The sequence below is a fragment of the Pseudomonas sp. FW305-28 genome (assembly GCF_017351395.1).
In the GTDB taxonomy this organism is placed as follows: Bacteria; Pseudomonadota; Gammaproteobacteria; order Pseudomonadales; family Pseudomonadaceae; genus Aquipseudomonas; species Aquipseudomonas fluorescens_AA.
Window position 1 is genome coordinate 1 of sequence record NZ_JACNDD010000257.1, and the last position, 4,389, is coordinate 4,389.

A 4,389-nucleotide genomic window follows, 5' to 3' on the forward strand; every position below is an offset into this window, starting at 1 on the left:
GGCTCGCTCCCACAGGGGTATGTGGTGTTTCTAAAAGGCGTGCGGGGTCGAGCGGGTAACGATGGCTTCGACATTCAAGCCCCGAGGCAGGGCACCGTACACCCGGCCGGTCGAACCCAGGCGACTGGCGATAAAAGCATCGCTGACCTCACTGTTCCCCGCCTCCAGCAACAGCTTGGCCTGCAGGCCGACGGCGATGTCTTCGGTCAATTGCCGGGCGCGGTACTGGATGTCGTCGGTGTCCTTGAAGGCTGCCTGCAATTGGTGGATATGCCCGGCCAGGCGCTTGTCGCCATGGCCGTCGCCCAATTCGCTGAACAAGACCTCCAGCACACCCGGCTCCTTGGACAGGGCGCGCAACACATCGAGGCATTGCACGTTACCAGAGCCTTCCCACGTCGAGTTGACCGGTGCTTCGCGGTACAGGCGCGGCAGGATGCTGTCTTCGACGTAGCCGGCGCCGCCCATGCATTCGGCGGCTTCGTTGATCATCGCGGGGGCGCGCTTGCAGATCCAGTACTTGCCCACCGCCGTCACCAGCCGGGCGAACTTGGCCTCATGCTCGTCATTCAAATGGTCCAGCGCCCGGCCCATGCGCAGGCTCAAGGCCAGGGCGGCCTCGCTTTCCAACGCCAGGTCAGCCAGGACGTTCTGCATCAGCGGCTGTTCGCTCAACAGCTTGCCACCGACCTTGCGGTGCGCACAGTGATGGCTGGCCTGGGTCAACGCCTGGCGCATCAGGGCGCTGGAGCCGACCATGCAATCGAAGCGGGTCATGGCCACCATCTCGATGATCGTCGGCACGCCGCGGCCTTCTTCACCGACCATCCAGGCCAGTGCGCCACGGAACTCGACTTCGCTGGAGGCGTTGGAACAGTTACCCAGCTTGTTCTTCAAGCGCTGGATGTAGAACTGATTGCGCGTGTCGTCCGGGCGATGGCGCGGCAGCAGGAAACAGGTCAGGCCCTTGTCGGTCTGGGCCAGGGTGAGGAAAGCGTCGCACATCGGCGCCGAACAGAACCATTTGTGCCCCACCAGCTCATAGGCCTGGCCCGGACCGCTGGCACCCACCGGATAGGCCTTGGTGGTGTTGGCCCGCACATCGGTGCCGCCCTGTTTTTCGGTCATCGCCATGCCCAGTGTCACCCCGGCCTTGTGGGCCATGCCGACGTTGCGCGGGTCGTACTCGGTGGCGAGCACCTTCGGCAGCCAGCGCTCGGCCAGATCCGGTTGCAGGCGCAGCGCCGGCACGCTGGCGAAGGTCATGGTCAACGGGCACCCCGTACCGGCTTCTGCCTGGCTGTGCAGATAGGTCATCGACGCCCGGGCGACATGTGCGCCGGGCTGTGGATGGGCCCAAGGCAAACTCGGCAGGCCATGCTCGACGGCGGTGCGCATCAACTGGTGATAAGCGGGATGGAACTCCACCAGGTCGATGCGATGGCCGTAGCGGTCATGACTGGAAAAAACCGGTTTGTTCTGGTTGGCCAGGAAGCCCGCTTCCATCAGCGGCCCGCCGGCCAGCGCCCCATACGCATCGATCCGCGCCTGCGCCCAGCCAGCCCCGAAGCGCTGCGACCACTGCTGCAACGGCAGGTCGATGCGGTACAGATTGGCGCCATCCAGAGACGGCGGCTGATTGGTGACGTCGTGGGTTTCAGCGAACTGGTGCAGGTTCATGACAGGGCTCCTCGATCGGCCAGGGATTCAGTTAAGCACCGCCTCCAGGCCGAACAAAGTGTCATATATGCCTAAATATCGGCGCTTTCACCCTGCCTCGGGCAAAGCACCCGGCGCTGGAGCGTGGCCTGCAATGCCTCGAATTTCACCGGTTTGCTCAGGTAGTCAATCAACGCGCCCGAGGGACAGCGCTCCTGCCCCAGGTTCGGGCTGACCACCAGTACCGGCAGCTCTTCGCAGCCAGACAATGCGCGGATCTGACAGCAGACCGACACACCGTCCAGCGGCGGCGACTGGCAATCGAGCAGCACCGCGTCAAAGCGCTCGCCGTGCAGCAGATCCAGCGCGGCGCGGCCACTGTCGGCGGTGCGCACCCGATAACCCAACTTGAGCAACATGCCACGCATGACCAACTGATCGATGTTGTTGTCATCCGCCAGCAGCACCGTGCAATCCTGGGGCTGGCGCGAGCCCTGGCGGCCACCGAAGGAAAACGGTGTCGGGACCGCCGCCGGCAAGGCCACGTCAAACTCCACGTCCAACTGGAACCGGCTGCCGCGACCAGGCTCGGAAGTGTGGGTCAGGCGCCCGCCCAGCAGCTCCACCAGTTGCCGACAGATGGCCAGGCCCACGCCGAGACCGCCATATTCGCGGGTCATCGAGCCGTCGAGCTGGAAGAAGCGCTGGTACAAGGTCGCTTCCCCCAGGTCGGTAAAGCCGATCCCGGTGTCGATGACGGCAAAGGACAACACCAGCCGATCGAGCTCCGTCGGCCGACCGCTGACACGCAGCGCCAGGCCGCCCAACCGGGTGAACTTGATCGCGTTGTCCAGCAAGCATTCCAGGCATTGGGCCAGTTTACCGCTGTCGCCGATCAACCGGTCCGCCAGGCCCGGGGACACGTCGACCTTGAAATCCAGGCCCTTGGCCGCGGCATTGGCGCCGAACTGCACCTGCAGCGCATCGATCACCCCACGCAGGCTGAACGGCGCCGGATAGACCTTGAGCTTGCCGGCCTGCAACTCGGTGAGGGTGAGGATGCCATTGACCATGCGCATCATGTCCCGCGCCGAGCCGGCGGCAGTCTGTTGATACTGGGTCAGCTCCTCGTCCATCTCGACGGTTTCCATCAACTCCAGGGAACCGATCACACCATTCATCGGCGTGCGCAGTTCGTGGGTCAAGGTGGCGAGGAATTCATCCTTGAGCTTGTTGCCGTGGGCCAGTTGCTGGTTGAGCACTTCGAGTTTCTGCCCGGCGTCCAACAGGGTCTGGGCCTGCTGTTCGCGCATGGCATTGATGCGGTCGGCCAAGGCCAGGGACAACAGCGCCACTTCGATGGCCGAGCCGATCTGGCTGGAGTACATGGTCAGGAAGACGTTCGGCAGGTAGCCCAGCACCATCAAGGTATTGATGATGCCCCCCAGCAGAAACGCCGACCAGGCAATGATGAAATAGCGCGCCACCCGCAGACCACGCCACCAGGCGAACAACCCCGCGGCAAAGATCGCCACCGTGAACACCAGCGCCAACGCCGTCGCCAGGCGCAGGGCCAGGGCATAGCTGGTCATCAGCGACAGGCTGATGACCACGGCGCTGTAGCCGATCAGTGCCAGCAGCATGCGGTCCATCCAGCGGCCATGCTGGGCGGTTTGCAGGAAGCTGCGGGCGAACTGGCTGCCAAACAGGCCCGCGCAGCCGATGAAAAACGGCGTCGCGGCGTTGGCCCACCAGGGGTTGTCCGGCCAGAAGTACTCCACGGCGGCACCGTTGACCGACAATTGGTAGAGGCCGAACGAGGCGATGTAGAAAATGTAATAGAGGTAGCTGGTATCGCGCACGCTCAGGTAGATGAACAGGTTGTACACCAGCATCCCCAGCAGCACGCCATAGATGATGCCCAGCACATACAGGCGCACCGGCTGTTGCTCGAGGTACGCGGTGCTCGACCACAGCGTCAACGGCGCCTGGATCGAACCCTGGCTTTGCAGGCGCAAATAGACGGTCTGTTGCTGTTCGGGTTTGAACGCCAGGCTGAACAGGTAATTGTTCTGGCGGATCTCGCGGCTGGCGAACGGCAACGCATCACCAGTCTGGCGAACCAGCCGATAGGCCCCAGCCGCGTCGGGCAGGTACAAGTCGAGGTGGTCCAGCGGCGGGTATGCCAGCTCCAGCAGCCAGGTGCGCTGGGCGTCCGGATTGCCGGGGCGATAGTGCAGGTCGATTTTCAACCAGAAGGCTGATCGCGAGTAACCGGCGTTCAACGTGGCTTTGTCGTGGGGCTTGAACGCACCCGCTGCGGACTGGGCCAGGACCTCATCCAGGGTGGCCGTGCCGCCCGCGTCCTCGAACACTTGCAAGGCATGGCCCAAGGGTAGGCTTTGGGTGAATTCATCGAATTCCAGGGCACTTGCCAGAGGGGACAAGCACAGCAGTAACATCAGCAAATAGCGCATTTAAGCCCCAGCGTGGCCTGTCCGGTTGAGTCAGGAAGCCCCCCATTCCCTGAGTAGACGTAAAACCGGCATTACCTGTTATGTGTTGGATCCATCTCTAGCATAGCCGCTGATGGCCAATTTGCACCATTGAAATTTTTCCTACTGAAGGCTCTAGAACGGGCGTTTCAGAGCAAAGCATTGAGATAGAGCTGTTGCTTTGGTCAGACAGGAATCTTGAACGATGACTCACCGTGGCGAGGGAGCTTGCTCC

Annotated in this window: 2 protein-coding genes; both read right to left on the reverse strand. The window is 62.8% G+C overall.

What is annotated here, in order from left to right; translation table 11 throughout:
• Positions 1-30: 30 nt before the first annotated feature.
• The gene (locus J4E53_RS29925) at positions 31-1,680 is read right to left on the reverse strand and encodes an acyl-CoA dehydrogenase family protein (RefSeq protein ID WP_103311361.1); all 1,650 of its coding nucleotides are present in this window, start codon (positions 1,678-1,680) and stop codon (positions 31-33) included.
• 71 nt (positions 1,681-1,751) lie between these two features.
• Positions 1,752-4,136, reverse strand: a complete 2,385-nt coding sequence (locus tag J4E53_RS29930) for a hybrid sensor histidine kinase/response regulator (protein ID WP_103311360.1) — start codon at positions 4,134-4,136, stop codon at positions 1,752-1,754.
• Between the last annotated feature and the right edge of the window lie 253 nt (positions 4,137-4,389).

What these genes read in the sequence shown, in the direction of transcription:
- J4E53_RS29925 (WP_103311361.1), bottom strand. Translation starts at nt 1,680, where the DNA reads ATGAACCTGCACCAGTTCGCTGAAACCCACGACGTCACCAATCAGCCG.
- J4E53_RS29930 (WP_103311360.1), bottom strand. Translation starts at nt 4,136, where the DNA reads ATGCGCTATTTGCTGATGTTACTGCTGTGCTTGTCCCCTCTGGCAAGT.